Source organism: Streptomyces sp. NPDC034111 (assembly GCF_055575375.1).
This window is the reverse complement of record NZ_JBVIST010000001.1, coordinates 61,831-77,248: the sequence shown is the minus strand read 5'-3', so window position 1 is coordinate 77,248 and position 15,418 is coordinate 61,831. Positions and strand designations below refer to the sequence as shown.

General features: G+C 74.6%; 11 protein-coding genes, 1 pseudogene and 1 riboswitch. Of the genes and pseudogenes, 3 read left to right on the top strand and 9 right to left on the bottom strand.

Going from position 1 to position 15,418, the window contains the following annotated elements; translation table 11 throughout:
- Positions 1–262: 262 nt before the first annotated feature.
- The 9 genes and pseudogenes from cobC to ACZ55A_RS00345 form a co-directional block, all read right to left on the bottom strand.
- Positions 263–1,315: an Rv2231c family pyridoxal phosphate-dependent protein CobC gene (gene cobC / locus ACZ55A_RS00385; protein WP_468834414.1), complete on the bottom strand. Its 1,053-nt coding sequence runs from the start codon at positions 1,313–1,315 to the stop codon at positions 263–265.
- Between the two features lie 110 nt (positions 1,316–1,425).
- Complete coding sequence (locus ACZ55A_RS00380; protein ID WP_468834409.1) at positions 1,426–2,310, bottom strand: sirohydrochlorin chelatase; 885 nt, start codon at positions 2,308–2,310, stop codon at positions 1,426–1,428.
- A gap of 234 nt (positions 2,311–2,544) precedes the next feature.
- Positions 2,545–3,051: pseudogene (locus ACZ55A_RS00375) on the bottom strand (cobalamin biosynthesis protein); the annotation flags it as partial.
- Positions 3,048–3,527 carry a hypothetical protein gene (locus tag ACZ55A_RS00370; protein WP_468830844.1) on the bottom strand — a complete coding sequence of 160 codons (480 nt, stop codon included), beginning with the start codon at positions 3,525–3,527 and terminating at the stop codon, positions 3,048–3,050. The gene ACZ55A_RS00370 and the pseudogene ACZ55A_RS00375, both read right to left, overlap by 4 nt.
- Positions 3,524–4,918, bottom strand: a complete 1,395-nt coding sequence (locus ACZ55A_RS00365) for a cobyrinate a,c-diamide synthase (RefSeq protein ID WP_468830842.1) — start codon at positions 4,916–4,918, stop codon at positions 3,524–3,526. Before ACZ55A_RS00365 ends, ACZ55A_RS00370 begins: the two co-directional genes overlap by 4 nt.
- A gap of 149 nt (positions 4,919–5,067) precedes the next feature.
- Entirely contained in the window at positions 5,068–5,664 is a 597-nt protein-coding gene (gene cobO, locus ACZ55A_RS00360; protein ID WP_468830840.1) for a cob(I)yrinic acid a,c-diamide adenosyltransferase, read from the bottom strand.
- Complete coding sequence (locus ACZ55A_RS00355; protein WP_468830838.1) at positions 5,664–7,826, bottom strand: putative cobaltochelatase; 2,163 nt, start codon at positions 7,824–7,826, stop codon at positions 5,664–5,666. The genes cobO and ACZ55A_RS00355 overlap by 1 nt, the downstream gene beginning before the upstream one ends.
- A gap of 55 nt (positions 7,827–7,881) precedes the next feature.
- Entirely contained in the window at positions 7,882–9,462 is a 1,581-nt protein-coding gene (locus ACZ55A_RS00350; protein ID WP_468830836.1) for a cobyric acid synthase, read from the bottom strand.
- A complete protein-coding gene (locus ACZ55A_RS00345) occupies positions 9,459–10,424 on the bottom strand; it encodes a cobalamin biosynthesis protein (protein ID WP_468830833.1) in 966 nt (321 codons plus the stop codon). The genes ACZ55A_RS00350 and ACZ55A_RS00345 overlap by 4 nt, the downstream gene beginning before the upstream one ends.
- A 129-nt stretch (positions 10,425–10,553) precedes the next feature.
- Positions 10,554–10,686: riboswitch (cobalamin riboswitch) on the bottom strand.
- A 204-nt stretch (positions 10,687–10,890) separates the two neighbouring features.
- On the opposite strand from ACZ55A_RS00345, the gene ACZ55A_RS00340 reads away from it, so the two are divergent.
- The 3 genes from ACZ55A_RS00340 to ACZ55A_RS00330 are packed head-to-tail and all read left to right on the top strand — an operon-like array spanning position 10,891 to position 15,418.
- On the top strand, positions 10,891–11,322 hold the full coding sequence (locus tag ACZ55A_RS00340) for a hypothetical protein (protein ID WP_468830830.1): 432 nt from the start codon (positions 10,891–10,893) through the stop codon (positions 11,320–11,322).
- 5 nt (positions 11,323–11,327) lie between these two features.
- Positions 11,328–14,006 (top strand): caspase family protein, encoded by a 2,679-nt coding sequence (locus tag ACZ55A_RS00335; protein WP_468830827.1) that lies wholly within the window; start codon positions 11,328–11,330, stop codon positions 14,004–14,006.
- Positions 14,003–15,418 (top strand): extracellular solute-binding protein, encoded by a 1,416-nt coding sequence (locus ACZ55A_RS00330; protein ID WP_468830824.1) that lies wholly within the window; start codon positions 14,003–14,005, stop codon positions 15,416–15,418. The genes ACZ55A_RS00335 and ACZ55A_RS00330 overlap by 4 nt, the downstream gene beginning before the upstream one ends.

Sequence of the window (15,418 nt, the reverse complement as noted above, 5' to 3'; positions counted from 1 at the left end):
TACGGGGCCTGAGGGGGCTCGTGCGGTCCGCCTTGCTCCTCGTCGGGGGCCTGTCGGTGTGTGGAGCGCCGCGGGTCCCCGGCGGGGTTCGGTCGCGGGTGAGGTTCGGGCCTGACCGTGTGCCGCTTGCTATGTGCCGCTTGCCTCCCGCCGCTGGCCTCCTCCTTGTTTCGGCAACGATTACTTAGAGTTATTAGTTCCGGCCTCTTCGTTACAGTGTGTGAGGTGGTGGGGGTGGTGTCAAGGCTGGGGTGGGGGGAGGTCAGCTGGGTGGGGTGGGGGTGTGGAGGGGTTGGTTGAGGGTTTGGCGCAGGGCGTGGGTGAAGCGGTCGGTTGTGGGTTGGTCCCGGACTGCGAGGCGTAGCCAGTCGGGGCCGAGGCCCGGGAAGGTGTCGCCGCGGCGTACGGCGAAGCCGCGGGCCCGTAGTCCGGCTCGTACCTCTGCTGCGTGGGGCAGTCGGATCAGGACGAAGGGGCCCGCCGCGGGGGCGGCGGTACGGATCTGGTCGAACTCGGCCAGACGGGCCAGTAGATGGGCGCGGTCCGCGGCGATCTGTTCGGCCGCGGCGGCGGCCTCCGCCAGCGCGCCGGGTGCGCTGCACGCCTCGGCGGCGGCCAGCGCGGGGCTGGAGACCGGCCACAGTGGCTGTGCCTGCTGGAGGGTGGTGATGAGGTCGGGGGCGGCCAGTACGTAGCCGATGCGGAGGCCGGCCAGGCCCCAGGTCTTGGTGAGGGAGCGCAGGACGACCAGGCCCGGCAGATCCGTGCGCCCGGCCAGCGACTCCCGTTCGCCGGGCACCGCGTCCATGAACGCCTCGTCCACCACCAGCGTCCGGCCGGGCCGTGCCAGGCGTGCCAGCGCGTCCGCGGGGTGCAGCACGGAGGTGGGGTTGGTGGGGTTGCCGACGACGACCAGATCGGCGTCCTCGGGCACGGCGTCCGGATCCAGCCGGAAGCCGTCCCGCTCGCTGAGCAGTACCCGCCCGACCTCGTGCCCGGCGTCCCGCAGCGCCGCCTCCGGTTCGGTGAACTGCGGGTGCACGACCACCGGCCGCCGCGTGCGTACGGCGCGGGCGAGCAGGACGAACGCCTCCGCGGCCCCCGAGGTCAGCAGGACGTGCTCGGCGGGCAGCCGGTGTCGCGCCGCGACCGCACGGCGCGCGGCGCGGCCGTCCGGGTACGCGGCGAGGGAGTCCAGCGAGGCGGCGATCCGGTCCTTGAGCCAGGCCGGGGGCGTGCCGGTACGGACGTTGACCGCCAGGTCGGTCAGTCCGCTGTCCGCGCCCCGGACTTCGGCGTCGCCGTGGTGCCGCAGGTCGGGTTCCTGGGACGCCGTGGCCGGGTCGGGCTCCTGGTCTGGTGTGCCGGTCGGGGTGACCCCGTCGCGGGGTGGGAGGGGGGTGGTTTCGGTGGGGGTGTGCACGGTCAGTGGGTTCCGGTGCTGGTGGCCGTGGGGGTGGACTGTGGTGCCGGGGTGTGCGGCTGCCGGGCGTCCCCCGCGGACGCCCGGGAGACGCTCGCCACGGCTTCGCGGTAGCGCTCCATGACCACGTCGGCCACCTCGGCCTCGGTGCCGATCGTCTGCGCCCCGTACACCTCGATGTCGGGGTGGGCCGCGGCCCAGCCCTCGGTCTGCATGCACAGCCGCTCGAACAGGGCGCCGGGGAAGAAGAAGTACGGCAGCACCACGATCCGGCCCGGCCGGCCGGTACCCGGGGACGCGGCGGCCAGTGCCCGGCACCGGTCCAGGCCGGCCGGCACGTCGGGCGCTGCCTGCGTCACGAACGCGGTCTCCACGCCGGCGAAGCCGCGGCCCTCCCACAGCAGCCGGGCGGCGCGTGCCACCTCGGCGTTGGCGTACGGGTCGGTCGCCCCGCGGCCGACCAGCAGCACCGTCGTACCGGACCGGTACTCGGGTGTGCGGGCCTCGTCGCCCAGCGCCGCATCCAGCTGCTGGTCCAGCGCTTCCAGCAGCCGGGGGTGCGGGCCCAGTTCGGCGGTGCAGCGGTAGCCGAGGCCAGGGTGGCGCTGTGCCGCCCGCTCCAGCGCCGCCGCCAGCGTCTGCGCCACCGGCCCGGTCGGGGCCAGCAACAGCGGCACGGTGGCCAGGCGCGTCGCGCCCTGCTCGACCAGTGTGTCGATGGCCTCGTCCAGCGGCAGCGGGGAGTCCGGTGCACCGAAGAATCCACCGGCGACGGGCACTTCGGGGTGCCGCGCGGCGAGCACACGCACCAGCGTGCGCAGGGCCTCGGCCCCGCCTTCGTCACGGGTGCCGTGACCGGCGATGAGCAGTGCGGGAGGGAGGGTCACGAGGTCTCCTTGGTGCCGGTGGATTCGCTGTCGGGCGCCGGGTCGCCGATGACCGCCGCCCACCGCTCCGGGCCACGGCGGGGCGGGTCGGGGGAGAGTCATGACGATATCGGCACCGGGGGAGGGGGTGGCGGGTGCTCCCTCCTTACCAGCGGTAAGGGCACCGCAGTCCGTTACTGCCGGTGCGGCGAGTACTCCCGGTGTGGCGAGTACTGCCGGTGCGGCGAGGGCGCAGGTCGCCCGGGCCGGCCGGCCGTGCGGTGCGGACTTCCGCTTGCCGGCGAGCAGTTCGGCGCCCGGTCCGGCGGCCAGCAGCGCGGCCGCCTCGGCGACGCTCGGCGTCCCGACGGCGGCGGCCGCGGCCGGGGACGGATCCGGCACCCGTACGGCCGACAGCGCCGCCGCCGGGAACGCCCGCACCGGCACCCCGAGCCGCTGCGCCGCCGCGAGCAGGCCCGGTTCGGCGGCCTTGGCGTGCACCGTCGCGAGTGCGGCGAGGGGCCGGCCCGTACAGCCCGCGGCCGCGAGGGTGACCGTGATCAGCTCCAGGACCTCGTCGGCCGGTACGCCCCGGCCGGCGCCGACACCGACGAACAGGGGCGCGGCAGGGGCATGGCCCGTCTGTGGCGTGGCAGGGGCATGGGCCGTGCGTGGTGCGGAGGCTTCGCGGGCCGCCGACTGTGCGGCACGGCCAGGGGCCGCCGGTGCCGCGGAGTGGGGGCGGGCCGACGGACCGGTCATGGTGTTGTGGTTTCCGGCCCGAAGGTGGGCCGGCCGTGGCGGTCCTCCAGGGTTGCGGTGAGCTGGGCGGTGGGGCCGGCGGTGATCCGTTCACCGGGCCAGGGGGCGCCGAACGCCGTCAACTCGGCGTGGGCCGTGGGTGGTTCGGGGTGGGTGGCGGTGGGCGAGGTCAGGCGTGTGTCCGGGAGCCCGCTGGTGGAGGGGTGCGGGGTCAGGGGTGTGTCCGGGAGCCCGCCGGTGGAGGGGTGCGGGGTCAGGGGTGCGTCCGGGAGCCCGCCGGTGGAGGGGTGCGGGGTCAGGGGTGCGTCCGGGAGCCCGCCGGTGGAGGGGTGCGGGGTCAGGGGTGTGTCCGGGAGGCCGCCGGTGGAGGGGTGCGGGGTCCGGGTCCGGTCGAGGGGGAAAGGGGGGAGGCCTTCGCCCGTCCCCGGGGGTGTCAGCTGGCAGGTGAGCCGGGTGCTGTCCGGTGTGCGGGTCATGGTGCGGCCGCCGGGGCGTTCCGTGCGGCGCTTGCCACCAGCCGTGCGGCCAGCGACGGTTCGGCCGCCCAGTGCACATGCAGATAGGACGCGTGGACGCCGCCGGTGACGTAGCCCTCCACCCGCCGTTCCGGGTGGGTCAGGCCCCATGCGGCGTCGGGGCCCGCTCCGGGTTCGAGGGCCGTGCGGTGGAACTCATGGCCACGTACCCGCGTTCCGGCGGTGGCCAGTGCGTTGTCGCGCAGGGCCACCGCCTCCCGGTAGCCGAGGGTGAGCCGTTCGGTCATCCGGGCCTCGGCGGGCAGCACCCCGCACATCGGCTTGCCGTCGATGGAGCGGGAGAGGTACAGCAGTCCCGCGCACTCGGCGGAGACGGGCGCTCCGGAGGCGGCCAGGGCCGCGACCGCCGTGCGCAGCGGCTGGTTGGCCGACAGGTCCGGTGCGTAGACCTCGGGGAAGCCGCCGCCGATCACGAGTCCCTGGGTGCCGGGCGGCAGTTGTTCGTCCCGGAGGGGGTCGAAGGGGGCGACCTCGGCGCCGGCGGCGGCCAGCAGTTCGGCGTGTTCGGCGTACGAGAAGGTGAAGGCGGCGCCGCCGGCGACGGCGATCAGCGGCTTGCCGGAGGGTGTGGTTCCGGAGGTGGCGGGATCCAGCTCGGCCGCCGGGTTCCAGGGGGTGTCCGGCAGGTCCGGTACGGAACGTGCCAGTGCCAGCAGGGCGTCGAGGTCGCAGCCTTCGCGGACCCGGGCGGCCAGCTCGGCGACCGATTCCATGGCCTCGGCCCGCCGTTCGGCGACCGGGACCAGGCCCAGGTGGCGGGAGGGGGTTCCGGCCCGGCCGTCGCGGCGCAGTGCGCCGAGTACGGGCACGCCGGAGGAGCCCATCGCTTCCCGCAGCAACTCCTCGTGGCGGTCCGAGCCGATCTTGTTGAGGATGACGCCGGCCAGCCGTACCTCCGGATCCCAGGAGGCGAAGCCGTGCACCAGCGCGGCCACCGACCGGGACTGCGAGGAGGCGTCCACCACCAGGACCACCGGTGCCCGCAGCAGCTTGGCGACGTGCGCGGTGGAGGAGAGTTCGCCCATGCCCGAAGCGCCGTCGAAGAGCCCCATCACGCCCTCGACGAGCGCGAGATCGGCGCCGGCCGCGCCGTGCAGGAACAGCGGGGCGATCCGGCCGGGGCCGCAGAGGTAGGCGTCGAGGTTGCGGCCGGGGCGGCCGGTGGCCAGGGAGTGGTAGCCGGGGTCGATGTAGTCGGGGCCGACCTTGTGCGGGGAGACGGTCAGGCCGGCCTCGGTGAACGCCGCCATCAGGCCGGTGGCCACGGTCGTCTTGCCCGCGCCCGACGACGGTGCGGCGATCACCAGCCGCGGGATCGAGCCGCCGCTCATGGTCTGTTCTCCCGGCTCATGGTCTGTTCTCCCGATTCATGCCCGGCTCATCCGGTTCATGCCGTGCGCTTACCGTTCATGCCGTTCATGCCGTGCGCCCGTGCGCCCGTGCGCCCGTGCGTTCACGGTTCATGGCCTGCTTGCCCGGTTCACCATTCGATGCCCCGCTGGCCCTTCTGGCCGGTGTCCATGGGGTGCTTGACCTTCGTCATGTCCGTCACGAGGTCGGCGAAGTCCAGCAGCGCTTCGGGGGCGCCCCGTCCGGTGATGACCACGTGCTGTGTACCGGGACGGTCGCGGAGCGCCGAGATGACCTCCTCGGTGTCGATCCAGCCCCACTTCAGCGGATATGCGAACTCGTCCAGTACCAGCAGCTTGTAGGTCTCCGCGGCCAGGTCCCGCTTGACCTGCTCCCAGCCTTCGCGGGCCGCGTCCTCGCTGGAGGAGATGTCGCGCTGCACCCAGGACCAGCCCTCGCCCATCTTGTGCCAGGCGACGGTACCGCCCTCGCCGGAGTCGCCGAGCACCTTCAGGGCGCGCTCCTCGCCGACCTTCCACTTGGCCGACTTCACGAACTGGAACACCCCGACCGGCCAGCCCTGGTTCCAGGCGCGCAGCGCCAGCCCGAACGCGGCGGTCGACTTGCCCTTGCCGGTTCCGGTGTGGACGAAGACCAGCGGGCGGTTGCGGCGCTGGCGGGTGGTGAGCCCGTCGTTCGGTACGACGGACGGCTGTCCCTGCGGCATTACGCGGCCTTCCTGTTGGTGTTCTGGTGGGCGGGGGCGGTCCTGGCGCCCTGGACGGTGCGTACGAGCGCGGAGACGCGGTCCGCGCGCAGTTCGTCGAGGGTGACGGCCATGCCCTGGAGGTCCCGGGCCAGTTCGCCGGCCAGGCCCAGCCGTACGGGTCCGGCCTCGCAGTCCACGACCACGGAGGCGGTGCCCTCGGCGGCGAGCAGCCGGGCGGCACGGGAGGCGCGCACAACGGGTTCGGGGCCGCCGGTGGCCCGCCCGTCGGTGACGACCACCAGCAGGGCGCGCCGCGAGGGGTCCCGCATCCGCTCGATGCGCAGCACCTCATGGGCCTTCAGCAGCCCCTCGGACAGCGGGGTACGGCCGCCGGTGGGCAGCTGTTCCAGCCGTGCGGCGCCGGCCTCGACGGAGGAGGTCGGGGGGAGCGCCAGCTCCGCGCCGGCGCCCCGGAAGGTGATCATGCCGATCTTGTCGCGCCGCTGGTAGGCGTCGAGCAGCAGGGAGAGCACCGCGCCCTTGACGGCGCTCATCCGCTTGCGTGCCGCCATGGAGCCGGAGGCGTCGACGACGAACAGCACGAGGTTGCCCTCGCGGCCCTCGCGTACCGCCTCGCGCAGATCGTCGCGGCGCACCACCAGGCCGGTGCCGCGCCGCCCGCGCGCCTTCTGGTGCGGGGCCGCGGCCTGCACGGTGGCGGCCAGGTGGAGTTTGCCCAGGGCGCCCTGGGGGCGGCGGGCGCCGGTGGTGCGGCCGTGCGCGGTGCGGGCGCGGGAGCGGCGGCCGTCGGCGCCCTCGCCCAGGCCGGGTACGTCGAGCCGCCGGGTCCGGAACGGTTCGGCGGCGCCGACCGCGGGCTTCTCGCCGGCCGCGCCCGCCTGGGGCCGGGCCTCGGGCTCGGCCTCGGTCTTCTCGGGCGGCTGGGAGGTCTGCGGCTGGGGGGTCTCCCGGTCCTGCTGGTGCGGCAGTTCGGCGTCCGGTGGCAGCGGGGCCTCCTCGGGGCCGCCCTCCTGGGGCGGGTGGCCGCCGCCCGGGCCGCCCCCGTCGGGACCGCCGTCCGGACCGTCCGGTTCCGGATCGTCGTCGCCGTCGGCGCCGTCGTGCGCGTTCTCCTCCGTGCTCTCGTCCGCGCCGGCGAACTCCTCCAGCGTGCGGTCGAGTTTGTCCTCGTCCAGCCCGGGGGCGTCGAAGGGGTTACGGCGCCGGCGGTGCGGCAGCGCCAGCAGGGCGGCCTGCCGGACGTCCTCCTCGCGTACCTCCGTCCGTCCCGCCCAGGCGGCCAGCGCGGTGGCGGTGCGCGCCATCACGATGTCCGCGCGCATCCCGTCCACCTCGAACGCGGCGCAGGTCGCGGCGATCTGCCGCAGCGCCGCGTCGCCCAGCACCACATCGGGCAGCAGTTCGCGCGCCGCGGTGATGCGCCGGCGCAGGGCCTCCTCCTCGTCGGCCCAGCGTGCCGCGAAGCCGGCCGGATCGGCGTCGTAGGCCAGCCGGCGGCGGACCACCTCCACCCGCTGGTCCGGCTCCCGGGAGGCCGCGACCTCGACGGTGAGCCCGAAGCGGTCCAGCAACTGCGGCCGCAGTTCGCCCTCTTCGGGGTTCATGGTGCCGACGAGCAGGAAGCGCGCGGCGTGCCGTACGGAGACGCCCTCGCGCTCCACGTACGAGGCGCCCATGGCGGCGGCGTCCAGCAGCAGGTCCACCAGGTGGTCGTGGAGGAGGTTGACCTCGTCGACGTAGAGGATGCCGCGGTGCGCGTCGGCCAGCAGGCCCGGTTCGAAGGCCTTGACGCCCTCGGACAGTGCCCGTTCGATGTCGAGCGCGCCGACCAGCCGGTCCTCGGAGGCGCCGACGGGCAGTTCGACCATCCGGGTCGGGCGGTCCTCGACGGCGCCGGTGCCGTGCGGCCCGTCGGGGCAGCCGGGGTCGGGCGCGGCGGGTGCGCAGGCGAAGCGGCAGCCGCTGACCACGTCCACGGTCGGCATCAGCGCCGCCAGCGCGCGGACCGCGGTGGACTTGGCGGTGCCCTTCTCGCCGCGTACCAGCACCCCGCCGACCGCGGGGCTGACCGCGTTGAGCAGCAGCGCGAGGCGCAGGTCGGCCATCCCGACGACCGCGGTGAAGGGGTACTGCGGGGTCGTGTTGTGCGCGGTTGTCATGCTGTGTCGTCCTCCACGTCGCCGTCGGCTCCCCGGTCCGTTGCTTGCGTACCCGTCATGGCGCCCCCGGAGGCACGAACGGCAGCCCCTCCGGTACCCCCTTCTCGATCAGCCGCAGCAGGGCGCCGGTGTCCGCGTGCTCCTCGATCAGATCGCCGAGCCGGTCCAGTTGCTGCTCGCGCAGGGTGCCGAAGCTGGTGTCGGGGGCCGGGACGAACGCCCGGCCGGCGTCGTCCGCGACCCGGCGCAGGAAGGCCCGGCGGAAGCCGTCGCTCTCCAGCGAGCCGTGCCAGTGGGTTCCCCATACGGAGCCGACCCGGCAGCCGTCGAGGCCGTGCCCGTGGGCATCGGACATGAACGCCTCGTCCCCGCCGGTGACCTCGGCGACGCCGTGGTGGATCTCGTAGCCCTCCACCGGTTCGCCGAGCGCCTCGCCGACCGGGCGGGCGAGGGTCTTCTCCGCCGCGAACCGCACCCGTACGGGCAGCAGCCCCAGCCCCTCGACCGCGCCGGCCTTCGATTCGACCTCGTCGTCGATGTGCTCGCCGAGCATCTGGTAGCCGCCGCAGATGCCGAGGACGGGGCGGCCCTCGGCGGCCCGCCGGGCGATCGCCGCGGCCAGTCCGCGGTCGCGCAGCCATTGCAGTGCGCGGACGGTGCCGCGGGTGCCGGGCAGCACGACCAGGTCGGCGTCGGCCAGTTCCTCGGGGCGGTCCACGAAGCGCACCACCACGCCGGGTTCGGCGGCCAGCGCGTCCACGTCGGTGAAGTTCGACATCAGCGGGACGGCGCAGACCGCGACCCGCAGCACGTCCGCGCCGTGCGGGGGCGCCACCACGCTCTCGCGGACCGCGCCGCGCAGCGACACCCTCAGTCCGTCCTCCTCGTCGATGCCGAGGCCGTGGGCGAAGGGCAGGACGCCCAGCGTTGCCCGGCCCGTGAGGGAGCGCAGCATCGCCAGGCCCGGTTCCAGCAGCGTCACATCGCCCCGGAACTTGTTGACGAGGTACCCGGCGACCAGCGCCTGGTCCTCCTGTGACAGCAGTGCGGTGGTGCCGAAGAACGACGCGAACACCCCGCCGCGGTCGATGTCGCCGACCACGACGACCGGTATCCGGGCGGCCCGGGCGAGGCCCATGTTGACGATGTCGGTGCGGCGCAGATTGATCTCGGCGGGGCTGCCGGCGCCCTCGCAGATCACCGCGTCGTGGGTGCGCCGCAGTTCGGCCAGGCAGTCGGTGACGGTGCCGAGCAACTGCTCCTGCCGGCCCGCGTGGTAGCCGCGGGCGCTGAGCTCGCCCACCGGCTTGCCCAGCAGCACCACCTGGCTGCTGCGGTCGCTGCCCGGCTTGAGCAGCACGGGGTTCATCAGCGCGGTCGGCTCGACGCGCGCCGCGGCGGCCTGCATCGCCTGGGCCCGCCCGATCTCCGCGCCCTCGCGGGTGACGAACGAATTGAGCGACATGTTCTGGGCCTTGAACGGCGCCACGCGTACGCCCTGCCGGGCCAGCCAGCGGCAGATCCCCGCCGTGACCACGCTCTTGCCGGCGTCGGACGTCGTTCCGGCCACCAGCAGGCCACCGCCGGCGCCCGCACCGGACGCCGGCCCCCTTTGCCCGTTGTCCCGCCCGTTCACCGGTGTCTCCTTCTGCTCCTGCGCCGTGCCGCGCCCACTGCCAGCCGCCCCGCCACGGTCGCCGCCAGCGCCAGCGCGCCGACCCGCCGTGAGAGCCGTACCGCCCGCTCGATGTCGTCCGCGACGGGCGGCCGTGCCGCGCCGTTGAGCACCGGGCGGTGTTCGACCCGCCCGCCGTACGCCAGCGTGCCGCCCAGCCGTACGCCCAGCGCGCCCGCGAACGATGCCTCCACCGGGCCCGCGTTGGGGCTCGGGTGCGCGGCGCCGTCCGCCCGCCAGGCCCGCAGCGCGCCGCGCCGGTCGGGGCCGGCGAGCACGGTCAGGGCGGCGGTCAGCCGGGAGCCGGGCCATCCGGCGAGGTCGTCGAGCCGTGCGGAGGCCCAGCCGAAGCGGCGGTAGCGGGGCGACTTGTGACCGACCATCGCGTCGAGGGTGTTGACCGCGCGGAACGCCACCAGGCCGGGCACCCCGCCGAGCGCGCCCCACACCAGGGCGCCGACCACGGCGTCCGAGGTGTTCTCGGCGACCGACTCCACCACCGCGCGGGCCATCTGCGGCCCGTCCAGCGCCTGCGGATCGCGCCCGCACAGATGCGGCAGCCGCTCCCGTGCCACGTCCAGATCGCCGACGGTGAGCGCCCCGCCGAGGGCGCGTGCCTCGCGTCCGAGCGAGGTGCCGCCCAGGACGGCCCAGACCGTCGCCGCGGTCAGCGCGGTGCGGGCGCCGTGGTGGTGCCGTAGGGCGCGCTGGAGTACGGCGGCAGCGGCGGCGGCGCCGCCCGCGCACAGCACGGCATGGGCCGCCCCGTATCCGCGGTGGTCGCGCCAGAGCCGGCGTTCGACGGCGGCGGCGGCCCGGCCGAACGCGGCCACCGGATGGCCGCGCCGTGGATCCGCCGCGATCAGGTCGCCGAGGAAGCCGAGGGCCGCGCCGCACGCATATCCCGCGTGTTCGCCGCGCATCGGGTCAGCCTGCCGTCAGGCCTCGAAGGAGCCCTGCGGCAGCGGGCAGTGGAGCTCTCGAACGGCGGCCGGGCATGGCGGTATGTCCTCACTCAGGGTCCGCGCCCTGGCTCGACGTGACGGCGACCAGAGTCTCCTGGCTCCCGGATCGGCGTGACCTCCGGCCTTCCAGCCCGTACGGGGTACGGGCCGTGGCCCTCGTCGGAGGAACGCTCCCCGGTGACAGTGGCGGGACCGCGCCGGATTCGCACCGGACTTCCTCTGCTGTCGCCGATTGGCCCGGGCAGTCCACCACGCCCCGCGAAGGCCCGTCAACTCACCCTTGACCTGCGGTGCTGTGCCGCGGCAGGCGCTGTGGCGGACGCCACAGGGTGGTTGTGGCGTCACACACGGTTGCCCGCGCCCCTGATCCCGCGTCACTATCTGGCGTACGGCGGCGAAGGGGCCGCCGGAAGGGGGCTGGGGGATGCCGGAGAGCACCGGGCGTCAGGAGATCCGTATCCGGGTCACGGGCACGAACAATCCGCAGCAGGACGTCGACGACCTCCGGGCGTGGCTGGAGCGTGAACCCTGGCTCGGCAGCAGGGAGCACTCCTGGGAGCACCGGCCACGGCCCGCCGAGGAGGCGGACGCCGCGGACGGTCCCGGCGCGGGCGATATGGCCGTGGGGGTGGACGATCTGATCCTGGTGATCGTGGGCGCGGCCGCCGCCGAGGTCACCAAGGGGCTGGGCATCGCGCTGCGGGAGTGGCTGCGGCGCCGTAAGGAGGAGCGCGCCGAGGGCGAGGTGCCCGCCGTCGACGTCGCCGCGGGCGGTGCGGTGCACCCGGTCGGCGAGCCCGGACGCCCCGATCCCGGCAGTCCCGCGCAGGAGAGCGGCAGCACCGGCGAGGACTGACCCGGATGTCCGAATACGACGCGCGGGGCAAGGTCAACCGGGCGCTGCTGATCGCTGTCCACGACTACGCCACGCTGACCGGTCTGCCCGCGGTGGAGGACAACCCCACGGAGCTGCGGCGTGCGCTGACCGCCACCGATCTGTTCACCGCCGGCGAGGTCACCCTGTGCCGTCCGCACGAGCCGTGGGAGCTGAGCCAGGCGCTCAAGGCCGCCGCGGACGAGGCGCGCGGTCTGCTGCTGGTGCACTTCTCCGGCCACGGCTGGGTCGGCAGTGACGGCGGCGATCTGCGGCTGATGGTCGGTGCGTCGGTGCCCCGGCAGAGCCACACCACCGTCTCCTGGCAGGACGTGGTGCTCTCCTGTCTCGACAGCGCCCGGGCCGAGCGCGTCGTCATCGTCCTGGAGTGCTGCTACGCGGGCAATGCGGGCGGAGCCTTCCACTCCCACCGCAAGCCGATGTCGCTGCTGATGGCCGCCCAGCCCAACCGCCGGATCTTCAGCGGTGCGGAGCCGGCCGGCGGCACCCTCTTCACCCGAGCCATGGTGCAGATCCTCGAACACGGCATCCCCGGAAGGCGGTTCGTCACCTTCGAGGACCTGGTACGGGAGCTGCGGGTACGGCTCGCCGGTGAGCGCACGCCGATGGGCGACGTATGGGAGCCCCGTTCGGCGAAGCAGAACACCGTCGACGATGTCGTGCTGTCCTTCGCCACCCCCGAGGTGCCGCTGCCCACCCCGCCGCGGATCCGCTTACGCCGCTGGTCCAACCAGCATCTGCGGCCCCGGCTGAAGCCGCTGCTCGCGCTCTGCGCCGTCCTCGCCCTCACCGCCACCGCACTGACCGTGCTGCCTCTGCTGCGGCCGCAGCCGCCCTGCCCGCCCGCCCTCGAACTGCGGCTGCTCACCGCCCCGGAGGCCGAACCGGCCCTGCGCCAGGCGGCGTTCGCCTATGAGATGTCCGAGCTCAACACCCGTCCGCTGCACGGCGAGAGCGATCTGCCCGCCGGCTGCCGGCGGGCCCAGATCACCGTCTACTCCGCCGCCAGGGACCAGATCGACCAGGGCTTCGCCGCCGCCGGGCGCTGGCAGGGCGAGGCCAAGGGCACCGGAGGGGGACCGCCGGACGGCAAGGGTGCCGGCAAGGGCGCCGACAAGGGTGCCGGCAAGGGCGCCGACCTCCTCAACCGGCCGGGGCCGCAGCCCGATCTGTGGATCCCCGAATCCACCGCCGACTACGAGGAGGCCCGCCGCGGTATGCCGCCCAAGGGCTCCCCGGCGACCCTGCGCAACACCGGCCCGGTCGCCTACAGTCCGCTGGTCGTCGGCATCCCGGCCACCAGGCGGCTGGACGATGTCGACACCCTGAACCCGTCCTGGCGGGAGCTGCTGACCAGCACCGACAGCGCACACCGCGATCTGAAGCTGCTGCGCCCCAGCCCGGTGCTGTCCGGCACCGGCCTGCTGCACACCCTCGGCCTCTACCTCGCCGACGACGGCTCGCCCATCGGCACCTCGGGCGTCCTGGACCCGGCCCTCGCCGAGGGCGCCGAACGGCGGCTCTCCGCCCCGGGCAGCCAGTACGCGGACAGCACCGAGCTGCTGTGCTCGCTGCGCCCCTCCGCCGACCAGGGCCGCCCCGGCACCGGCCGCGGCGCCCGCTCGGCGCCGCTGGTCTCCGAGAAGTCCCTGGCCGACTTCAACCTCGGCCACGCCATCGGCAGTTGCCCGGCCCTGCCCTCCGCACTCGCCCCCGGTGACCGCTACGCCGCGTACTACCCCAAGAACGTCCCGGCGCTCGACCATCCGCTGATCCGGGTCGACTGGCGCGGTGCCGCGGACGCCACGCCCCGGCAGGCCGCGGTCGACCGCTTCGCGGACTGGCTGCGCGCCCCGGCGGGCGGCCGGCGCACCCTCACCGCGCAGGGATACCGGGGGGTCCTGGGCGAGGACGGTACGGCGCCGGCGCCCGCACCGGGCTCCCCGTTGCGCAGCAGCCGCGCCAACACCGACCTCGACGCCCCCGTCACCCCCTTCACCGCCGGCGCCGACCAGGTCGCCCGGGTACTGAACGGCTACGACAAGGCGCAGAAGTCCAGCCGGCTGCTGATCCTGATGGACACCTCCACCTCGATGGCCGACGGCGGCAAGCTGCCGGTGGCCCTCGGCGCCGCGGGCCGCGCCCTGGAGATGGTCGGCGCCCACCACACGTACGGCCTGTGGACCTTCCCCGACCGTGCGCACCCCGACGATCCCGGCGCGGTGCGGCAGGTGGTCCCGCTGGGCACCGCCGACCCGGCCCCCGGCAAGGCGGCGCTGGAGCGGATCGCCAAGGGGGAACTGGTCGACCACGGCGCCGCGATGGAGGAGGCGCTGACCGCCGCCGTACGGGAGATGAAGAAGTCGGCCGGCAGCAATCAGGCCATCGTGCTGATCCTGGACGAGGACGACGGCGGCCCGCGGCGTGCGGCGGGCGTCGAGCGGACCTTGACCGGGCTGCTGAAGCAGCGGCCCGCGGTGCCGGTGCTGACGCTGGTGACGGGCCGGGCCGGCTGTGACACGTTCGCCCTCCAGGGGCTGGCCGGTGCGTCCAGGGGACAGTGTGTGGCCGGTGGTCCGCAGGCCGCCGACCTGCTGGCCGGGCTGGTCGCCTCCATCGGCACCGCGGGCAAGGGGGACCGGTGAGCGGCGCGCGGACCACCGGGCGGGCCGCCCGGCCGCAGGCGTTCCTTTCGCCGTTGTTTTCACTGGGCCTGTCGCTGCTGCTGACGGTGGCGGCCGTCGGCTGTACGGCGGGTCCGGAGCCGGGCCCGGAGAAGGGCCCGATCGTGCTGGCCACCGGCAGCGACCTCAGCAGTACGGGCGTGCGCCAGGACCTCATCCGGGCCTTCGAGCGGCGCACCGGCCGCTCGGTGCGGATCGTCAAGCTGCCGGACACCGCCGACGGCCAGCGCAGCCAGCTGCTGGCCGCGGGCCAGTCCGGCAACAGCGACTACGACGTGCTCAACCTCGATGTGGCCTGGACCGCGGAGTTCGCCGAGGCGGGCGTGATCCGCCCCTGGGGCACGAGCCTGGACGGCGACTTCCTCGACAGCGTGGTCAAGACCGTCGACCACGCCGGGCAGGTCTGGGGCGTGCCCTTCAACACCGACGCCGGGCTGCTGTACTACCGCAAGGACCTCCTCGCCCGGTACGGGCACCACCAGCCGCCGTCCAACTGGGGCGAGGTGAAGAACATCTCCCAGGAGGTGGCCGGTGCCTACAACCGTGAACTCGCCCGTACGGCGAAGGACGGCAAGGTGCCCGAGGACCGCAGGATGTACGGCATGGTCGCCCAGCTGCGGCCCTACGAGGGGCTGACCGTCAACACCCTGGAGTCCGCCTGGTACAACGGCGGCGACCCGGACGCCGCCGGCTTCACCAAGGGCGAGCAGGTCGGCGCGCTCCAGCAGGGTGTCGCCGACGTCAAGGACCGGCTCGACTCGATCATGCCGCACGAGGCCATGGGGATGGACGAGACGGAGAGCCGCCGCTGGTTCGCCGACGGCCGCGCACTGTTCATGCGCAACTGGCCGGTCGAGTACGCCTCGGTCGCCGAGAAGCTCACCCCCGGCGAGCAGTTCGACGTGGCCGAACTGCCGGCCCGGCCGGTCGACGGCAAGCGGATGTCCGTGCTGGGCGGGCAGAACCTGGCGATCTCCGCCGGCAGCCGGCGGCCGGCCGGCGCCCGGGCCCTGATCGAGGCGCTGACCAGCCCGGGCAGTGAACGCTGTCTGCTGGAGCGGGGGTTCGCGGCGACCCGCGACTCGGCGTACCGCGAGGCGGCGAAGGCGCCCGTCTGCCCGCTGCCGCCGGCCCGCGCCGAGCACGGCAGCACGGGGCAGCACGCGCCCTGGCCTGGCCGGCAGCCGCCGTACACCCGGACGCTTTACGCGGCGCTGCGGGCGGCCGAACCGCGCCCGCGCAGCGCCCACTACCAGACGTTCAGCAAGGTCGTACAGATTCGGGTCTCCGAGTACCTCAACAGCCGCGGCGGTACGGCCATCGCGGACGAGCTGGCCAGAGAAGCCGACGAGGCGCTCGGCGGCCGCGGCTGA

What these genes read in the sequence shown, in the direction of transcription:
- ACZ55A_RS00370 (WP_468830844.1), bottom strand. Translation starts at nt 3,527, where the DNA reads ATGACCCGCACACCGGACAGCACCCGGCTCACCTGCCAGCTGACACCC.
- ACZ55A_RS00365 (WP_468830842.1), bottom strand. Translation starts at nt 4,918, where the DNA reads ATGAGCGGCGGCTCGATCCCGCGGCTGGTGATCGCCGCACCGTCGTCG.
- cobO (WP_468830840.1), bottom strand. Translation starts at nt 5,664, where the DNA reads ATGCCGCAGGGACAGCCGTCCGTCGTACCGAACGACGGGCTCACCACC.
- ACZ55A_RS00355 (WP_468830838.1), bottom strand. Translation starts at nt 7,826, where the DNA reads ATGACAACCGCGCACAACACGACCCCGCAGTACCCCTTCACCGCGGTC.
- ACZ55A_RS00345 (WP_468830833.1), bottom strand. Translation starts at nt 10,424, where the DNA reads ATGCGCGGCGAACACGCGGGATATGCGTGCGGCGCGGCCCTCGGCTTC.
- ACZ55A_RS00340 (WP_468830830.1), top strand. Translation starts at nt 10,891, where the DNA reads ATGCCGGAGAGCACCGGGCGTCAGGAGATCCGTATCCGGGTCACGGGC.
- ACZ55A_RS00335 (WP_468830827.1), top strand. Translation starts at nt 11,328, where the DNA reads ATGTCCGAATACGACGCGCGGGGCAAGGTCAACCGGGCGCTGCTGATC.